This is a genomic window from Mesorhizobium sp. Root695 (assembly GCF_001428185.1).
Lineage (GTDB): Bacteria > Pseudomonadota > Alphaproteobacteria > Rhizobiales > Rhizobiaceae > Mesorhizobium.
Map to the genome: position 1 here is coordinate 144,483 of NZ_LMHO01000034.1, position 15,505 is coordinate 159,987.

17 protein-coding genes are annotated in these 15,505 nt (G+C 64.0%); 10 read left to right on the forward strand and 7 right to left on the reverse strand.

Going from position 1 to position 15,505, the window contains the following annotated elements:
• Positions 1-47: 47 nt before the first annotated feature.
• From ASD99_RS24150 to ASD99_RS24185, 8 genes are all read left to right on the forward strand, one after another.
• Positions 48-890, forward strand: coding sequence for an ABC transporter permease (locus ASD99_RS24150; protein WP_057145144.1), 843 nt, complete (start codon positions 48-50; stop codon positions 888-890).
• Positions 883-1,677 carry an ABC transporter permease gene (locus tag ASD99_RS24155; RefSeq protein ID WP_056585932.1) on the forward strand — a complete coding sequence of 265 codons (795 nt, stop codon included), beginning with the start codon at positions 883-885 and terminating at the stop codon, positions 1,675-1,677. The genes ASD99_RS24150 and ASD99_RS24155 overlap by 8 nt, the downstream gene beginning before the upstream one ends.
• Complete coding sequence (locus tag ASD99_RS24160) at positions 1,674-2,747, forward strand: ABC transporter ATP-binding protein (protein WP_057145145.1); 1,074 nt, start codon at positions 1,674-1,676, stop codon at positions 2,745-2,747. Before ASD99_RS24155 ends, ASD99_RS24160 begins: the two co-directional genes overlap by 4 nt.
• A 13-nt stretch (positions 2,748-2,760) precedes the next feature.
• Complete coding sequence (locus ASD99_RS24165; protein WP_057145146.1) at positions 2,761-4,035, forward strand: glycosyltransferase; 1,275 nt, start codon at positions 2,761-2,763, stop codon at positions 4,033-4,035.
• A complete protein-coding gene (locus ASD99_RS24170; protein WP_057145147.1) occupies positions 4,032-4,382 on the forward strand; it encodes a cupin domain-containing protein in 351 nt (116 codons plus the stop codon). The genes ASD99_RS24165 and ASD99_RS24170 overlap by 4 nt, the downstream gene beginning before the upstream one ends.
• A 65-nt stretch (positions 4,383-4,447) precedes the next feature.
• Positions 4,448-4,819, forward strand: coding sequence for a cupin domain-containing protein (locus ASD99_RS24175; protein ID WP_244497881.1), 372 nt, complete (start codon positions 4,448-4,450; stop codon positions 4,817-4,819).
• Between the two features lie 22 nt (positions 4,820-4,841).
• Complete coding sequence (locus ASD99_RS24180) at positions 4,842-5,186, forward strand: cupin domain-containing protein (protein ID WP_057145148.1); 345 nt, start codon at positions 4,842-4,844, stop codon at positions 5,184-5,186.
• Between the two features lie 20 nt (positions 5,187-5,206).
• Complete coding sequence (locus tag ASD99_RS24185) at positions 5,207-6,715, forward strand: aldehyde dehydrogenase family protein (RefSeq protein ID WP_057145149.1); 1,509 nt, start codon at positions 5,207-5,209, stop codon at positions 6,713-6,715.
• Between the two features lie 36 nt (positions 6,716-6,751).
• Here the strand turns inward: ASD99_RS24185 and bla are convergent, their stop codons facing one another.
• Positions 6,752-7,645 (reverse strand): class A beta-lactamase, encoded by an 894-nt coding sequence (gene bla, locus ASD99_RS24190; RefSeq protein WP_056585918.1) that lies wholly within the window; start codon positions 7,643-7,645, stop codon positions 6,752-6,754.
• A 104-nt stretch (positions 7,646-7,749) separates the two neighbouring features.
• On the opposite strand from bla, the gene ASD99_RS24195 reads away from it, so the two are divergent.
• Positions 7,750-8,634, forward strand: a complete 885-nt coding sequence (locus ASD99_RS24195; RefSeq protein WP_056585916.1) for a LysR family transcriptional regulator — start codon at positions 7,750-7,752, stop codon at positions 8,632-8,634.
• Between the two features lie 84 nt (positions 8,635-8,718).
• On the opposite strand, the gene ASD99_RS24200 is transcribed toward ASD99_RS24195, so the two are convergent.
• The 6 genes from ASD99_RS24200 to ASD99_RS24225 all read right to left on the reverse strand — a co-directional run bounded on the left by ASD99_RS24200 (position 8,719) and on the right by ASD99_RS24225 (position 14,582).
• Positions 8,719-9,507, reverse strand: coding sequence for a hypothetical protein (locus tag ASD99_RS24200; protein WP_057145150.1), 789 nt, complete (start codon positions 9,505-9,507; stop codon positions 8,719-8,721).
• A 275-nt stretch (positions 9,508-9,782) separates the two neighbouring features.
• Positions 9,783-10,544, reverse strand: coding sequence for an SDR family NAD(P)-dependent oxidoreductase (locus tag ASD99_RS24205; protein WP_057145151.1), 762 nt, complete (start codon positions 10,542-10,544; stop codon positions 9,783-9,785).
• Between the two features lie 10 nt (positions 10,545-10,554).
• A complete protein-coding gene (locus ASD99_RS24210) occupies positions 10,555-11,367 on the reverse strand; it encodes an ABC transporter permease (protein WP_057145152.1) in 813 nt (270 codons plus the stop codon).
• Complete coding sequence (locus tag ASD99_RS24215; protein WP_057145153.1) at positions 11,367-12,230, reverse strand: ABC transporter permease; 864 nt, start codon at positions 12,228-12,230, stop codon at positions 11,367-11,369. Before ASD99_RS24215 ends, ASD99_RS24210 begins: the two co-directional genes overlap by 1 nt.
• Positions 12,231-12,301: 71 nt before the next feature.
• A complete protein-coding gene (locus ASD99_RS24220) occupies positions 12,302-13,465 on the reverse strand; it encodes an ABC transporter substrate-binding protein (protein ID WP_057145154.1) in 1,164 nt (387 codons plus the stop codon).
• Positions 13,446-14,582 carry an ABC transporter ATP-binding protein gene (locus ASD99_RS24225; protein ID WP_056585905.1) on the reverse strand — a complete coding sequence of 379 codons (1,137 nt, stop codon included), beginning with the start codon at positions 14,580-14,582 and terminating at the stop codon, positions 13,446-13,448. The genes ASD99_RS24220 and ASD99_RS24225 overlap by 20 nt, the downstream gene beginning before the upstream one ends.
• Positions 14,583-14,697: 115 nt before the next feature.
• Here ASD99_RS24225 and ASD99_RS24230 point away from each other — a divergent pair, with 115 nt between their 5' ends.
• Complete coding sequence (locus ASD99_RS24230) at positions 14,698-15,504, forward strand: helix-turn-helix transcriptional regulator (RefSeq protein ID WP_056585904.1); 807 nt, start codon at positions 14,698-14,700, stop codon at positions 15,502-15,504.
• Position 15,505: the final 1 nt, after the last annotated feature.

The following is a 15,505-nucleotide window of genomic DNA, read 5'->3' on the forward strand; positions in this document are numbered from 1 at the left end:
GCGGTACCCGAAAATTGTCCCAGACTCGACTTCGTTCCCTCTTGCTGATGGCCCCGGCGCTGGTCTGGCTGACTGCGCTGATGGTGGTGCCGTGCGCACTGGTGCTGGCGCTCGCCTTCTTCCGGCGCGGCATCTATGGCGGCATCGAATACACCTTCACGCTGGAGAATTTCGGGCTGGTCTTAGACCCGCTCTATGCCGGCATCTTCCTCAACTCGGCGCGCATTGCCGGCATCGCGACCTTGATCGCCGTGGTGATCGGCTATGCCGCCGCCTATGCGATTGCGGCCGCACCGCGTCGGTGGCAGCCGGTGTTCCTGTTCTTCGCGGTGCTGCCGTTCTGGTCCAACTATCTGATCCGCACCTATGCCTGGATCGTGCTGCTCAACCGTGAGGGCCTGATCACGCAGCTCTTGCGCTGGTTCGGCTATACCGGCGAACCGCCATCGATGCTCTACACGGAAGGCGCCGTCATCGCCGGCCTCGTCTACAACTATCTGCCCTTCGTCATCCTCGCCTGCTACGCGCCACTGTCGCGCCTCAACCCGGAACTGGCCGAGGCCTCGCGTGACCTCGGCGCCTCGGCCACCACCACATTCCGCCGTGTCATCCTGCCGCTGACCGTGCCGGGCATTGCCGCCGGCGCGGTGTTTGTCTTCGTGCTGTCGATCGGCAATTTCGTCACGCCGGCGCTGCTTGGCGGCGGCCGCTTCCAGATGATCGGCAACCTCGTCTACGACCAGTTCCTGACCGCCAATGACTGGCCTTTCGGGGCGGCACTCGCCATGGCGCTGATCGCCATCATGCTTCTTGTGCTGATGGCACAGGCGCTGGCCGCCAATCGCGCCTCGGGCCACACCGTGCAATCCGGCGGAGACACCGATGGCTGAGCGCTCCCCCGCGACGCGCCACACGCTCTGGGTCGTGCTCAGCCTGGTCTTCGCTTTCCTCTACATCCCGATCGCCGTTCTGGTGGCGCTCTCCTTCAACGAAGGCGGGCTGCCGACGGCGTGGTCGGGCTTCTCGCTGAAATGGTATGCCTCGCTGGCCTCGAACAGCGCCATCCTCTCCGCCGCGCTCAACACGCTGATCGTGGCGCTGGTCTCGACCGCAATCGCCACGCTGCTCGGCACGCTGCTGGCGATCGGCGTCGAGATGCGCCGGCAATATGGCAAGGGCCTCGAAGCGCTGATCTTCGCGCCGATGATCATCCCCGACATCGTGTTGGCCATCGCGCTGCTGAGTTTCTTCTCCATGCTCAACCTGACCATGGGGCTGCACACCATCATCCTCGCCCATGTCGTCTTCAACCTCGCCTTCGTCTGCTCGGTGGTGCGCGCGCGGTTGAAGAGTTTCGACTGGTCGATCGTCGAGGCATCGGCCGATCTCGGCGCGTCGGCCATCACCACCTTCAGGCGGGTGACATTGCCGGTCATCGCGCCTGCGGTGATCGCCGGCGCACTGCTTGCCTTCACGCTCTCGGTCGACGAATTCATCATCGCTTTCTTCACCGCCGGCGCCGGGCGCGCCTCGACGACGCTGCCGATGCAGATCTACGCCATGATCCGCTTCGGCATCACGCCGGAGATCAATGCGCTGGCGACCATCGTCATGGCGGTCTCGATCACCGCGCTGACCCTGTCGCAGCGGCTTAACAGGGGAATCATCGGCCAATGAGCGAACCGCGCACGCTGCTGGCCATCGATCATGTATCGAAGACATTCGGCCGGGTGACGGCTGTCGACGGCGTCTCGCTCGACATCCGGGAAAACGAGTTCTTCGCGCTGCTCGGCCCATCGGGCTGCGGCAAGACCACGCTGCTGCGCATGCTGGCCGGCTTCGAGACACCAAATGAGGGGCGCATCCTGCTCGACGGGCGCGACATCGCCAGGATCCCGCCCAACAAGCGGCCGGTGAACCTGATGTTCCAGTCCTACGCGCTGTTTCCGCATATGAGCGTCAGGGCCAATGTGTCCTACGGCCTTGAGATGGAACGTTTGCCGGCGTCAGAAATCCGCTCCCGCGTCGACGCCATCCTGGCAACCACCGAACTCGTCGCCTTCGCCGACCGCAAGCCGGAGCAACTGTCGGGCGGCCAGAAGCAGCGCGTCGCGCTCGCCCGGGCGCTGGTCAAGCGGCCCCGGCTGCTGCTGCTCGACGAGCCGCTCGGGGCGCTCGACAAGAAATTGCGCGGCGCCATGCAGCTGGAGCTGAAGCGCCTGCAGCACGAGGTCGGCATCACCTTCGTCATCGTCACCCATGACCAGGAGGAATCGCTCGTCATGGCCGACCGCATGGCGGTGCTCAGGGATGGAAAGCTGCTGCAATGCGACACGCCGCACGCGATTTACGAGCACCCCGCCGACCGATTCGTTGCCGACTTCATCGGCGTGATGAATTTTGTGCCCGGTAGAGCCGCCATTGACGGTTTGGTGGCCGCCAATGGCGCTCGGATATCGGGCAAGACCCCCGCCACACTCACGACCGGTGCGTCCGCTGTCGCCTCGGTGCGGCCTGAGCGCATCCGGCTGTTTCCGTCAGTGGAAACCACGAACCGCACCACCGGCACAGTCGAAGCGCTGGCCTATCACGGGCTCGATCTGCAACTGCATGTCCGCACGCCCCTGTCGCCAAAACCGTTCCTTGTGCGTGTCACCGCCGACGCCGCCGACCGCCGGCCGGTTTCGTCGGGCGACCAGGTCGAACTCGGCTGGGATGCCGCCGATGTCAGAATTTTCGCAGAATGACAGGAGAAGCTTGATGGCGCAGAAGACGATCGCGTTTTTTCCCGAAGCGGCCTACGGGCCGGCGCTCAATTCCGTCGGCATCGCCCAGGCGGTCGAGGCGCGTGGCCACAAGGCCGTTTTCCTGTCCGATCCAGGCTTCGTCGATGTCTACAAGGGCTACGGCTTCGAGGCTCATCCGGTAAACCTGTCCGAGCCGATGCCACCCGAGCAGATGGCTAAGTTCTGGGAAGATTTCATCAACGGCCACATCCCGAACTTCCGCAAATCGCCCTACGATCAAGTCGACAATTACGTGAAGGATTGCTGGACGGCGATCGTCGATAGCGCAAAGTGGGCGCAGAAGGACCTGCCGCGCGTTCTCTCAGCCATCAAGCCGGATGTCATCTGCGTCGACAACGTCATCCTGTTCCCCGCCATCAAGCAGTTCGGCAAGCCATGGGTGCGCGTCATTTCCTGCTCGGAAAACGAGATCGAGGATGAGGACATCCCGCCGCATCTGTCGGGCTGCGGCGAGAACGATCATGCCGGACACCAGCGCTACCGCGACCACTTCAACGCCGTCATCAAGCCGATCCATGACGACTTCAACGCCTTCCTGACCGCCAACGACGAGGCGTCTTATCCGATCGGTCAGTTCTTCGAGGCCTCGCCCTATTTGAACCTGCTGCTCTACCCCGAAGCGGCAAAGTTCAAGCGCCGCCATCCGCTCGATCCGGCGAAATTCCAGTATCTTGAAGGCTGCGTGCGGCAGGAAAGGCCCTACACGGTGCCGACCTTCGCCAGGAATAATGACGGGCCGCTGCTCTATGTCTCCTTCGGCAGCCTCGGCGCCGGCGATGTCGAACTGCTGAAGCGCATCATCGCGACGCTCGGCAAGACGCGCTACCGGGCGCTGGTCAATGTCGGCGGCTACAAGGACCAGTATACGGACGTGCCCGGCAACGTGATCGTCGATGGCTGGTTCCCGCAGCCCTCGGTCATCCCGCAGGCCGACGCGGTGATCCACCATGGCGGCAACAACTCGTTCACCGAGTGCCTCTATTTCGGCAAGCCGGCGATCATCATGCCCTATGTCTGGGACGGCCACGACAACGCCACCCGCGTCGAGGAAACCGGCCACGGCTTCGGCATGCCGCGCTACGACTGGACCGATGCCGAGCTGATCGCAAAGATCGAAGCCTGCCTGAACGACCCGAAGATGAAGGCCAAGCTGGCGAAGACATCGGCGCAGATGCACGCGCAGAATGGGCCTGAGAAGGCGGCCGGGTTGCTGGAGGCGCTGCTGTGACCTCCTCCGCACCTCATCTCCACCAGGCCACCACTCGCACCGATCTCGTCGACTGGGGTGCCCAGCCGGATGCGCTGGAGGGTGCTTCGCACTCCACCGGCAAACTCGTGCATAAGGGTCCGAACAACCAGGCGGAATCCGGCATCTGGGTCTGCACGCCAGGCCGCTGGCGCCTGAGCATCCCGCGCGATGAATTGTGCCATTTCGTCACCGGCCGCGCGACCTACCGGTCGGATGTCGGCGAAGTGATAGAAGTCTCCGCTGGGACGGTAGTCATGTTCCCCGCCGGCTGGACGGGCGAATGCACGGTGCATGAGACCATGCGCAACGTCTACATGCTGGCCTGAAAGCATGATCCCGAAAAGTGGGAACCGGTTTTCTCGGACAAACGGTTTCCGTTTGTCCAGAGATCATGCTCAAGCAAGGTATGGAGCTTGACGACATGCCGACACCGCACTGGCCGAAGGCCTCGAGCGTGGAACTGGAGGATTGGGGCGCGGGCACCAACACGCTCGCCGGTTCGCCGCGCGCCTCGGGCAAGGTCCTATCGCAAAATCCGGACGGATCGGGTGAATGCGGCCTGTGGTCGTGCACGCCGGGCACGCGCAAGGTCACCTTCGCCGCCGACGAGTTCTGCCACTTCCTGTCGGGACGCGGCAGCTATATCCATGACGACGGCGAGCAGATTCCGGTCGAGGCCGGCACGCTGGTGTTCTTCCCCGCCGGCTGGACCGGCATCTCCATCATCACGCAAACGCTGACCAAGGCCTTCATGCGCCGGTGAGCCCCATTTCAAGGAAATCGATATGACCACACCCATCATGCAATCTCCGCCCACTATTACCGACCTCGTCGACTGGGGCGTCATCCCGACGATGATCGAGGGCGAATCCCACACCTCGGGGAAGCTGCTGCACAAGGGGCCGGAGGGCCGTTCCGAATGTGGCCTGTGGGTGTGCACACCCGGCAAATGGCACTGCCATGTCACCCGCGACGAGTTCTGCCACTTCCTCGAAGGGCGCTGCACCTATGTGCATGAATCCGGCGAGGTCATCGAGATCGAGCCGGACACGGCAGCCTTCTTTCCGCAGGACTGGAAGGGTGTCTGCACCGTCCATGAGACCATCAAGAAGGTCTACATGATCCGCTGAGCGGATCCGAGAGGATGCCCATGGATTTCTCCCCCGACCGGCCGGCTTTCTTCGTCAACCCGGATTACCGGCCGATGACTGGCGCGAACAAACCGGTGATCGATCCCGCGACTCTGGAAACGGTCGGCGCCATCGCCGCAGCCAGCGACGGCGAGATCGACGCCGTGCTCACCGCCGCGACCAAGGCGCAGGCCGCCTGGAAAAAACTCGACGCCAAGAGCCGGGCAAAACACCTGCATGCCGTCGCCAACGCCATCGAGGCGGCCGACTTCACCCGCTGCGCCGAGCTGATGGTGCGCGAGATGGGCAAGCCCTATCCCGAAGCGATCGGCGAGATCGCCAATTGCGCGCCCATTTTCCGCTACTATGCCGAGATGGCGCGCGACGATGCCGGCAAGATCGCCGGCACGACGCAGGCCGGTTCGTTCCAGTACGCCCGTTACGAACCCTACGGCGTCTCTGTCCACATCATGCCCTACAACTTCCCGATCCTGCTGATGTGCTGGACGGTTGCCGCCTCGCTCGCCGCCGGCAATGCCTGCATCATCAAGCCGGCCGAGGCGACGACGCTGTCGACGCTGGACTACATGACCGTGTTCCGCTCGCTGCCGGAGGGCCTGGTTTCCTGCCTGCCCGGCGGCGCGGCGACAGCGCAGGCGCTGATCGCGTCCGACCGCACTCACGCGGTTGCCTTCACCGGCTCGGTCGCCGCCGGCAAGGCGGTTGCCGTGGCCTGCGCCGAACGCATGAAACCGTGCGTCATCGAGGCCGGCGGCAGCGACCCGCTGATCATCAGCGAACACGCCCCGCTGGAGATCGCGGCGGCCGGTAGCGTCACCGCCGCCTTCCACCTTACCGGCCAGGTCTGCACCTCGGCCGAGCGCTTCTTCGTGGTCGATGCCGTGCACGACCGCTTCGTCGAGCTGTTCGCCGAAAGGACGCGGGCGCTGCGCATCGGCAACGGCATGGACAAGACCGAGATCGGGCCGCTGGTCAGCGAGGCGGCACGGGCCAAGGTCATGCGGCTGGTCGATGATGCCATTGCGCATGGCGCCAAGGCGGTCACCGGCGGCCGCATCCCGCCGGCACACAACACCGGCTGGTTCTACGAGCCGACCATCCTGACCGGCGTCACATCAGACATGGCGATCGTACGCGAAGAATGCTTTGGACCGGTCGCCGCCATCGGCCGGGTCAAGGATTTCGACGAGGCGATCCGGCTTGCCAATGACAGCCCGTTCGGGCTCGGCGCCTCCGTCTTCACCACCGATCTGGCCGAGGCGCACGAGGCAGCGGAACGGCTGGAGGCCGGCATGGTCTGGGTCAACAACCCGCTGATCGACAATGACGCGCTGCCCTTCGGCGGCTGGAAGGCATCAGGCCTCGGCCGCGAACTTGGCCGCCAGGGACTCGATGCCTTCCGCCGCTCGAAGATGGTGATCATCGACCACAAACCAGCGATCCAGGAATGGTGGTACCCCTACCCCGACAGCTGGTTCCGCGAGACCGGCGGCCGCAAGCACGTATGAGAAGCAGCGCGGCGAGCCGCGCCGCTTGATATGAACTTACGCTTCGATCGCTTCGACCAGAACGCGCGAGACGGAGGCAATCACCGCGTTGCGTTTGGCCAGACCCTGTTTCGTGCCGGTCAGGTAGACCGACATCAAGATCGGATTGCCGGAAGCCGGCCAGATGACCGCCGCGTCATTGGTGCTGCCACGGTCACCGGTGCCAGTCTTGTCGCCGCACCTCCAGCCCTTCGGCAGTCCAGCCCGGATGCGCTCATCGCCGGTCTTGTTGGCCACCAGCCAATCGACGAGCTGCGCCCGGCTCTTGTCCGACAGGCTGTTGCCTAGAGCGAGACGCCCGTAGTCCTCAACCATGGCCAGCGGCGAGGTCGTGTCGCGCTCGTCGCCCGGCAAAGACTCGTTCAGCTCCGGCTCGATCCTGTCCAGCCTGCTCACACTGTCGCCGATCGAACGCAGATAGGCCGTCAGCTGCGGCGGTCCGCCAAAGGACTCCAGCAGCAGATTGGCCGCGCCATTGTCGCTGACCGTAACGGCTGCCTCGCAAAGCTGCGCCACCGTCATCTCGCCGCCGGCAAACTTCCTGGTCGTCGGCGAGTTGGCGATGACGGCGTTGTGCGGGATCTTGATGCTGCGCTCGAGCTGCTCGATGCCGCCGTCGACGCGATGCAGGATGAGCGCCGCCGCCAGCGTCTTGAAGGTGCTGCACATTGGAAACAGCTCGTTTTCGCGATAGCCGAATTGCGCGCTCGTTCCGGCGATCTGGCAGGCCACGCCAAGCCGGCCGCCGCTTTTCGCCTCGATCCGCCTTATTTTCGGCAAGACCCCATCAAATTTTGTCGGGCTCGTTGCCGCCTTCGCGATCGCGCCAAGGGTGACGGGGGCCGTCAGAACCACCGCGAGACCACTGATGAAACTGCGTCTGCTTGTCATGTCCACACTCTCTGTTGCCCCGCGCCGCAGAACTGGACCGGATCCGACGCCGCCGCAAACGAGTAAACATCGCCCCCGCCACGAGAAAAACTAGGGCTCGACCAATGAAGCGATCGCACCTCCCGCTGAACGGCTTGCGCGCCTTCGAGGCCGCCGCGCGGCACCTCAGCTTCACCGGCGCCGGGCTCGAACTGCGCGTCACCCAGGCGGCCGTCAGCCATCAGGTCAAGGGCCTTGAAGAGCTGCTTGGCGTCCGGCTCTTTCGCCGGCTGCCGCACGGGCTCGCCTTGAGCGAGGAAGGCGAGGCCTTGCTGCCGGTGCTGAGCGACGCCTTCAACAGGATCGGCGTCACGCTCGACCGCTTCGAGGGCGGCCGCTTCCACGACATCGTCACCGTCGGTGTCGTCGGCACCTTCGCCTCGGGGTGGCTGATCCCCAGATTGCGGCTGTTCCACCAGGCCTATCCGGATATCGAACTGCGCATCTCGACCAACAACAACCGGGTCAATCTCGCCGCCGACGGCCTCGACTTTGCCATCCGCTTCGGCGACGGTTCCTGGCAGGGAACCGACAACACGCCGCTGATGCCTGGCTCCTTCTCGCCGGCCTGCGCCGCCGACATCGCGGCGCGTCTGCGCGATCCCTCGGATCTCGCGCGTGAAACGCTGCTATGCTCTTACCGGGAAGACGAATGGTTGCGCTGGTTCGAGGCGGCGGGACGCCATTGCCCACCCATCAAGGGCATCGTCTTCGACTCGTCCGTCACCATGGCCAACGCCGCGGTCCAGGGTGCCGGCGTGGCGCTGCTGCCGGTTTCGATGTTCAGCCGCGAGCTCCGCTCCGCTGAATTGGTCCAGCCTTTCGGCTGCACGGCCGATGTCGGCAAGTACTGGCTCTCAGCGCGGCGCCGGCGGCAGAACTCGCACGCGATGACGATCTTTGCCGATTGGCTGAAGGCTGAGACGGCCGCTCCTACGAAGCCAGCCTGACCACGGCTGGTAAAAGCAATGCCGCCGGGCAAGACCCGGCGGCATCTTTCTTTGATTAGCTACTGCCGTTTCGACAGCGATTCGCTACGGCGTCGTTTCTGCTTCCATCGCGGCCGCCGTCTGGTCGATCTTGCCGGCAAGGACGCCCTGGGCCCAGGCCGTGACCTCGGCGTCGACGGGCTTGTTGGCCATGTCCGTCAGCGCCGCGTCGAGCGATGCGTCATCGGTGCCCTCCGCTGCCGCGGCAGCCGCCTCGTTGGCGGCGGCGACCTCTGCCTCCTGGGCAGTGATTTCGGCCTGCAGATCCGTTATCTTCCCAGGCAAGGCCGCCTGATCTTCGGGCGTCATGGCCGCAATCTGATCGGGCGTCAGCGACGTCAGCGCGGTCAACTGAGAATTCAGCGCATCCAGCTTATCCGCGGCTGCCTCAGCGGCGGCCTGGGCGACCTTGGCTTTGGCGGACTGCGTCACGAATGCCTGTATGGCAGCGAACTTCTTGCTCTTCGAGTTCATGTAGGCGTTGATGTTGCGCTGCAGCGAGTTCAGCCGGCCGAGCTTGGCGTGGATGTTCTTCTCCTTGGGCACGGCCGAGACCTTTGTGGTCGTGTCGACCGTGGTGTCGTCCGCTTTGGCCTTTGCCACCTGCCCCCGAGCCGACGACGACTTGCCGTGCGAAGCGCCGCTCTTGCCATTGCCATTGCCGCCATGGCCATTGCCGCCAGCATTGTCACCGCCGTTGCCGTGCCCGTTGCCACCGCCGTTGCCGTGCCCGTTGCCACCGCCGTGCCCGTTGCCGCCGGCTCCGGCGAGCGCCGGAGACGCCAGAAGCGCCAATGCGGCAAGCGCCGCGAACAGAGTTTTTCGGTTCGTCATGGTAACCTCCTCGGTGAACAGCCACCCTCGCCCGACCGCTAGGCGACCGTCGTATGAGAAATCGCTAATTGTACAGAGTAAACTTTAGACAAATGCCGTCTCAATACGCGAGCTGGCAACCAGCAGGGCCATAACCATCTGATATCAAATACAAATCAACGCCCTTGGACGGCCATGGCACTGAAGTCCCATGCCGGCCAGACCATGGTCCTACCTGCAGACCGGCGGCATGTTGACGGCCGTGTATCGGAAAGGCCTCGAAGGCCGGCGCTGCCTCAGCCGATGCTTTCGCCCCCATCGATCACCAGCGCCTGGCCGGTCATGAAGGATGAGCGGTCGGAGACGAGGAACAGTATTGCTTCGGCGATCTCTTCGGCACTGGCCCAGCGCCCCATCGGGATTTTGGTGCGGACATAGTTTTCGATCGCCTCGCGTCCACCCATCTGGGCGATGAACGGTTCGTTGAACGGCGTGTCGACCCAGCCTGGGCAGAGTGCGTTGACGCGGACATTGTGCCCGGCATAGTCGAGCGACATCTGCCGCGTCATCGCCACCACCGCATGTTTGGAGGTTGCGTAGGCGATCATCTCGCGGTCGTAGAACACGCCCGAATTGGAGGCGGTGTTGAGGATGACGCCGCCGCCTTGTGCGACCATCGATGGCATGACTATCCTGGCCGCCAGGAACTGCGCCCGCACATTGACCCGCCACGAGGCATCCATGCCGTCGACCCCCACTTCGGTCAGCGTGCCGCCGACCTGGATACCGGCGTGATTGTGCAGGATGTCGATGCGCCCATGCCTGTCGAGCGTGCCGGCAATGAGTTGCTCGACGGCCGCGTCATCAGCGACATCGGTGGCGATCGCCTCGGCCTGCCCACCCACTGCCCGGATGTCCGAAGCCGTTGCTTCGCCAGTGGCCTGATCCCTGTCGGCGATGACGACCACCGCGCCTTCCCTGGCCATGATCATGGCGCCGGCGCGGCCGATGCCGGAGCCGGCGCCTGTCACCACGGCGATGCGGTCTTTGAGGATCATGATGCGACTTTCAGTTTGACGGTTTGCGTTGGCGCAATTGCCATTGGGCGAGCACCACAAGCAGCACGGAGGCGACGAGGACGATCGTCGCGATGGCGTTGATTTCCGGCGTCACACCACGCCGGATCGACGCAAAGACATAAATCGGCAGCGTCGTCTGCGCACCGGCGACGAAGAAGGCGATGATGAAATCGTCGAAGGAGAAGGTGAAGGCGAGCAGGAAGCCGGCAACGACCGCCGGCAGGATTTGCGGCAGGACGATGCTGCGGAACGTCGTCAGCGGCGTGGCGTAGAGATCGCTCGACGCCTCGACCAGATTGCGGTCGAGACTGCCGAGCCGCGTCCCGACGATCATCGTCACTAGCGCCATCGAAAACAGCCCGTGCGCCGCGATGATCGAACCATAGCCGAGCGCAAGGCGCGGCGGCTGGTCGTCAGGCCAGATCGAGGCGAGAAACGGATTGACGACGCCAAAGAGCTGGACGAGCGCGACCAGCGTCGAAATGCCGATGACGACACCCGGAACGACGATCGCAGCTCCCAGAAGGGCATCGAAAACCGCGCGGGTTCTGACGCTGACGCGCGCCAGGCCGAGTGCGGCTGCCGTGCCGCACAGTGCCGCCAGCAGAGCGCTGGTGGTGGCGATGAACAGGCTGTTCTTCAGCGCTTCGACCAGGAATGGGTTCGCCAGCGCCTTGCCGTACCATTGCACCGAAAAGCCGGTGAACTCGCTCGCATGGTGGCCGGCGTTGAAGGAGAACAGCACCACCAGCGCGATCGGCAGATAGAGGAACGCGAATACCGCAATGACGAAGGCGCGCATCAGATCAGGTCCACCCGGCGCGCACCCGAAACCCGGGTCGAGATGCGGTTGGCGGCAATCAGCACCACCACCGAGACCAGCACCAACGTGATCGCGATGGCCGATCCGAATGGCCAGTTGCGCGACTGCAGGAACAGGTCGACCAGCGCGTTGCCGATGAAGAACACCTTGCCGCCGCCGAGCAGCGTCGGGATCAGATATTCGCCAAGCAGGAGGATCATCACCAGCGAGAAGCCGGTCATCACGCCCGGCAGCGACAGTTTCAAGGTCACGCCGAGGAAAGTCGAAATCGGCGTCGCGCCGAGATCGGCCGAGGCCTCCAGCAGCCGGCGGTCGAGCCGCTCGAGGCTGACATAGATCGGTAGGATCATCAGCGGCAGATAGCCGTAGACGATGCCGAGCAGGACGGCGCCCGGCGTGTTGATCAGCCTGACATCCTCGAAGCCGATATAGGCCAGCAGGGCCGGGATGCCGCGCCCGCCCAGCACATACATCCAGGCATAGGTCCGCATCAGAAGGCTGGTCCAGAACGGGATGACGACCAGCGCAAGCAGGATCAGCCGCCAGCGCTGCGGCGCGCGCAAGGCAAGGTAGTAGGCGACCGGATAAGCGACGAGCAGACAGGCAAGCGCTCCCACCGGCGCCAGCACCATCGTGTTCCAGAAGGCGGTCGCCCGCGCCGGAAGGTTAGCGTACTGCGCGAACGTGAAAGCGGCCTGATAGCCGCCTTCCGGCGCCCGTTCGCCGACGCTGAACACGGCGATGGCTATGAATGGCAGCACCAGAAACACCACCAGCCACGCGGTCGCCGGACCGAGCAGCATGGCGGTCAGAAGAGTCTTGCGAAGACGGCTGCCGTGCATGGAGAGCCCCGGTGCCGGCGGATATGAACCCGCCGGTCAAGTTGTCTGCGTCGAATTTGAGGCCGCGCGGCTCAGGCCGACTTGAAGCGCGCCATCAACTCGGCACGGCCGGGGTCGGTCAGCGTCGCCGCCGCGCCGAATTCCAGCGGCGTCAACAGGTCGGCCGCCGGATAGAGGATCGGATTGTCGAGCACCTCCTTCGGCAGCAGCTTGTTGACCCGCGCGTCGGTCGAGGGCGCACCATTGGCCAAATGCTCCTTCACCGCGACCTGCGGATTCATCAAATAGTTGAGCAGGGCGTAGCCGGCCGGCTTGTTCGGCGCGTCCTTCGGGATGGCGTAGAAGTCGGTCCAGATCTCGCCGCCTTCCTTGCCCAGCACATAGGCGATCTCGGGAATGTCGCGATGCAGCTGCGCACCATCGTTTGTCCAACACATGGTCATCCAGGCGTCGCCGGCGCGCATTCCCGGCTGATAGTCGGATGAGACCGCGAACAGATGCGGCTTGACCTTCAACAGTAGTTCCTCCGCCTTGGCGAGTTCGTCCGACTTGAGCGAGTTGAACGAGTAGCCGAAATATTTCAGCGCATTGCCGATCGTGGTCAGCTGGTAGTCGTGCACCATGGTGCGGCTGTCGCCTTCCGCCATGGCGGTGTCCCAGAACTCCTTCCAGCTGGTCATCGGCTTGGTCAGCTTCTTGGTGTTGACGGCAAAGCCGGTGGTGCCCCAGTTCTTCGGCACGGCATAGATTGTGCCGTCGATCGTGCCTTCCCCAGTGAAGCGTGGATCCTCCTGCGAGCCGTCGAAGTTCGGCAGCTTCGCCATCTCCAGCGGCTCGATGATGCCGAGCTTCTTGTAGGTCGAGATCGTATAGTTGGTCGGGACGAAAAGGCTCCAGCCCGAGGCACCGGCCTGCAGCTTGGCCAGCATCTCCTCGTTCGAGCCGAACACATTGACCTCGACGGCAACGCCCGTGTCCTTCTTGAAGTTCTCGAAGGTCTGGGGATCATGATAGTTCGGCCAGGTGGCGATCGACATCCGATCGCCAAGGCTTTCCGCGGCAAAGGCCGGCGTCGGCATGATGCCGATCTCGCGCGCCATCACCGCCGTGGCAATGCCAAGGCCGGTGAGGCCAAGGAAATCGCGGCGGCCGATCGAGCCGCGCTTGAGGCGCATCAGCTGGTCGACAAAACTCTCGGGGCTTATCGGCAGTCCGTCACGATATGATTTCGACATGTTTATCTACCCTCTGGTTGGTCCCGTTGTTCTTGGTTTCCGGAAACGCCAGCGGCGTCCCAGTGGCGAAGCCGATGGCGACGGGTTCACCCGGCTTGAAGAGATTGCCTTGGCCGATCAGATGATCGGCCTTGGCCAGCAATGTTCCGATGCCCTGGACCTCGATCGCATATTCCGCCGTCGAGCCCAGGAAAATCCGGTTGCGAACGATGCCCTTGAAGGGACCGCTCGTCGGCGCGCCGAGACTGAGCGATTCGGGGCGAAGGCTGACCGAAACGGTCTCGCCTTGCTGCAAGGCGGTCCGCTTGCGCGCCGCAATCACGGTGCCGTCCGCTAGAGCTATCTCCACCAGATCGCCCGAATGCCCGGCGACGGTGCCGCTCAAGAGATTGGTCTTGCCGACGAAATCGGCGACAAACAGGTCGGCCGGCTCGTCATAGATCTCGCTCGGCTGTCCAAGCTGGACGATACGGCCGCCATTCATGACGCAGACGAAATCGCTCATCGACAGCGCTTCCTCCTGGTCGTGGGTGACCAGCACGAAAGTGATGCCGATCTCGCGCTGCAGGTTCTGCAGCTCGATCTGCATGTCGGTGCGCAGCTTCTTGTCGAGCGCCGCCAGCGGTTCGTCGAGCAACAGCACCGCCGGCTTGTTGACCAGGGCGCGGGCGAGCGCGACACGCTGCTGCTGGCCGCCCGACAGTTCGTGGATTTTGCGGCGGCCATAGCCGGCGAGCCGCACCATTTCGAGCGCCTCGCCCGCCCTTGAGGCGATCTCGCGCGACGACAGCCTTGGCCGCGCCTGGCGCAGCCCGTAGGCGACGTTGTCCTCGACATCGAGATGCGGGAACAGCGCATATTGCTGGAACACCATGTTGACCGGCCGCCGGTAGGGCGGCGTGCCGGCCATGTCCTGGCCGCGAATGAACACGTGGCCTTCGCTCGGCTGTTCGAAGCCACCGATCATGCGCAGGCAGGTCGTCTTGCCGCAGCCGGATGGTCCAAGCAGGGCAACAAAGGCGGATGGTGGGACAGCAAGATCGATGCCGCTCACAGCCGTCACGCTGCCATAGCGCTTGGTGACGCCGCGAAACTCGATGTCGGGCACTGCGGTCAAAGGCTGCGGGCTCCAGCAACAAGGCAATTCCGGGATGCTACCAGAGCCAATGCCGGCTGGTATATACCTCGCAGGTGGTATATCTGACCTATTTTCTCATTTAAGGGGGTATGGATTGTCCCGCAGCGACGAATACAGCCAGCTCGCCACGCTCGTCGCGGCGACGCGGGAGACGAGCGGCGACCTCTTCGGCAAGGCGCTGGTCGATTGGCTGCGGCTCCATGTCAGTTTCGATCACTGCGTGGTCTTCGGCTATCGCGGCGCCTCGCGCCCACCGTTGCTGTTCGAGACCTTCTCGCCGGCCGAAAGCCACGTCTTCGTTGCGCTCTACCAGGAGGGCCCGTATCTGCTCGACCCGTTTCACCACGCGGCGGTCGAGCGCAAGGAAGGGTTCTGGCGCATGCGCGAACTGGCGCCGGACCGCTTCTACGCCAGCGAGTATTTTCGTTCCTACTACAGCCAGACAAGACTGGCCGAGGAGGTTGGCTTCTTCGTGCCGCTGCCGGGCAAGGATGCGCTGGTGCTGTCGCTGATGCGGCTGCGCGCTTCCGGCCCGTTCGGCACCGCCGATGCCAGGCTGCTGCGCGATATGGCTCCGACGGTGATCAACTTCGCCAGATTGCGTTGGCCTGCCCTTCCGGCCGACGAACCAGCAGAATTGAAGCAGGACGAGACGATAGCGCCGGTCAACGAATTCGACCGTGCCCATATCTGGCAGAGCCTGTCGCTGACGCCGCGCGAAAAGCATGTCGTCGACCTGGTGCTGCAGGGACACTCCACCGAATCGATCGCCAGGGCCATGCGCATCGTGCCGGGCACCGTGAAGGTTCATCGCCGCAACATCTACCGCAAGCTCAAGATCAAGTCGCAGGCCGGTCTGTTCGCGCGCTTCGTCGAGATCATCGATGCGCGGATCCGGTAAG

Bases quoted from the DNA above. Each gene is read 5' to 3' on its own strand.
- ASD99_RS24215 (WP_057145153.1), bottom strand. From the start codon at position 12,230: ATGCACGGCAGCCGTCTTCGCAAGACTCTTCTGACCGCCATGCTGCTC.
- bla (WP_056585918.1), bottom strand. From the start codon at position 7,645: ATGACAAGCAGACGCAGTTTCATCAGTGGTCTCGCGGTGGTTCTGACG.
- ASD99_RS24160 (WP_057145145.1), top strand. From the start codon at position 1,674: ATGAGCGAACCGCGCACGCTGCTGGCCATCGATCATGTATCGAAGACA.
- ASD99_RS24180 (WP_057145148.1), top strand. From the start codon at position 4,842: ATGACCACACCCATCATGCAATCTCCGCCCACTATTACCGACCTCGTC.
- ASD99_RS24195 (WP_056585916.1), top strand. From the start codon at position 7,750: ATGAAGCGATCGCACCTCCCGCTGAACGGCTTGCGCGCCTTCGAGGCC.
- ASD99_RS24200 (WP_057145150.1), bottom strand. From the start codon at position 9,507: ATGACGAACCGAAAAACTCTGTTCGCGGCGCTTGCCGCATTGGCGCTT.
- ASD99_RS24210 (WP_057145152.1), bottom strand. From the start codon at position 11,367: ATGCGCGCCTTCGTCATTGCGGTATTCGCGTTCCTCTATCTGCCGATC.
- ASD99_RS24220 (WP_057145154.1), bottom strand. From the start codon at position 13,465: ATGTCGAAATCATATCGTGACGGACTGCCGATAAGCCCCGAGAGTTTT.
- ASD99_RS24185 (WP_057145149.1), top strand. From the start codon at position 5,207: ATGGATTTCTCCCCCGACCGGCCGGCTTTCTTCGTCAACCCGGATTAC.
- ASD99_RS24155 (WP_056585932.1), top strand. From the start codon at position 883: ATGGCTGAGCGCTCCCCCGCGACGCGCCACACGCTCTGGGTCGTGCTC.
- ASD99_RS24165 (WP_057145146.1), top strand. From the start codon at position 2,761: ATGGCGCAGAAGACGATCGCGTTTTTTCCCGAAGCGGCCTACGGGCCG.
- ASD99_RS24205 (WP_057145151.1), bottom strand. From the start codon at position 10,544: ATGATCCTCAAAGACCGCATCGCCGTGGTGACAGGCGCCGGCTCCGGC.
- ASD99_RS24150 (WP_057145144.1), top strand. From the start codon at position 48: ATGGCCCCGGCGCTGGTCTGGCTGACTGCGCTGATGGTGGTGCCGTGC.
- ASD99_RS24175 (WP_244497881.1), top strand. From the start codon at position 4,448: ATGCTCAAGCAAGGTATGGAGCTTGACGACATGCCGACACCGCACTGG.